Annotated in this window: 2 protein-coding genes; both read right to left on the bottom strand. The window is 77.0% G+C overall.

Annotation, left to right across the window (positions count from 1 at the left end):
- A partial coding sequence (locus IH13_RS0133405; RefSeq protein WP_031090432.1) for an acyl-CoA dehydrogenase family protein occupies window positions 1-243 on the bottom strand: 243 nt, incomplete at its 3' end.
- 36 nt (window positions 244-279) lie between these two features.
- Window positions 280-1,266, bottom strand: coding sequence for an acyl-CoA dehydrogenase family protein (locus tag IH13_RS0133410; protein WP_031090434.1), 987 nt, complete (start codon window positions 1,264-1,266; stop codon window positions 280-282).
- Window positions 1,267-1,284: the final 18 nt, after the last annotated feature.

Here is a 1,284-nt window from a genome sequence, read left to right on the forward strand (position 1 = left end):
CCCCCCCGCCGTGCCCACCGCCGAACCGAGGTACGGCAGCGGGCTCAGGCTCCGGCCCAGCTCCTCCATCACCACATGGACGTCCCGCGCCCCGCCCCCGGCCCCTCCGTACCCCTCGGGCACCGCCAGCCCGGCGACACCCATCTGCTCCGTCAACACGGCCCAGGCGGACGCGCCCTGGTGCTTCGCCAGCACAGAACGCACGGCGGACCGCAGCTCGTCCTGCTCCTCCGTCGGCCTCATCGGCCGGCTCCTCTCGGTAGGTGCCTCCGCCGCACGTCAGGCGGCCAGCACGCGGGCCCGGCAGGCGGCCGGGGTGCCCCAGGCGTCGCGCAGCGGCCGGGCCTTGCGGATCCACAGGGACAGGTCGAGCTCGTCGGTGTAGCCCACGGCGCCGTGCAACTGGAGTGCCGTGCGCGCCGCCCGGTAGGCGGCCTCGCCCGCCGTGACCTTGGCCGCCGCGATCTCCCGGCCGGCGTCCCCGTCCCCGGCGGCGAGCGCGAGCGCCGCACCGTGCACCAGGGGTTCGGCGAACTCCAGGGCGACCAGCGTGTCCGCCAGCCGGTGCTTGACGGCCTGGAACGATCCGACGGGCACCCCGAACTGGGTGCGCCGGGTGACGTACTCGACGGTACGGGCCAGCAGGGCGCGGCCGAGACCGAGCGACTGGGCCGCGGTGGCGAGCGCGGCCACCTCGACGGCGTACGCGGCGGCCGAGGCCACGGCCGGGCCCTCGGCGACGACCTCACCGCCGGACGGCCGGGACAGCCGGCGCGCCGGATCGGCCGACGGCTGCACGGGACCGGATCCGCCGGCCACCCGCAGGGCGGGCCCGTCCACGACGAACACCACGTCGGCCGCGTCACCGTCCAGGGCGTACGGTCCGAGGGCGGGGACGCACAGCGAGGCGAGCGTGGTCCCGGCGGCGATACCGGGGAGCCGGCCCGTGGCCGCACCGTCCTCGCCGAGCCGGCCCAGGAGCGCCGCCGCGGCGACGGTCTCGGCCAACGGCCCGGGGGCCGCGTGCCGACCCAACTCCGTGAAGGCGACGGCCAGTTCGATGGGCATCAGGCCGAAGCCACCGGACTTCTCGGGCACGGCGAGTGCGAACACCCCCGCCTCGCCCAGACGGGCCCACAGGTCCCGCCCCGGGGCGGGGTCGCCGTCCGCCCAGGACCGTATCGCGGCCGGGGTGTCGCGGGAGGTGAGCAGGCCGTCCAGGGAACGGGCGAACTCCCGCTGCTCGGCGTCGAGGAGGAAGCGCATCAGCGGCGTCCCTTCGGC

Origin of the sequence: Streptomyces sp. NRRL WC-3549 (genome assembly GCF_000721935.1) — a bacterium.
Lineage (GTDB): Bacteria > Actinomycetota > Actinomycetes > Streptomycetales > Streptomycetaceae > Streptomyces.

Excerpts from the sequence above, each read along its gene's own strand:
- IH13_RS0133410 (WP_031090434.1), bottom strand. The coding sequence starts at position 1,266 with ATGCGCTTCCTCCTCGACGCCGAGCAGCGGGAGTTCGCCCGTTCCCTG.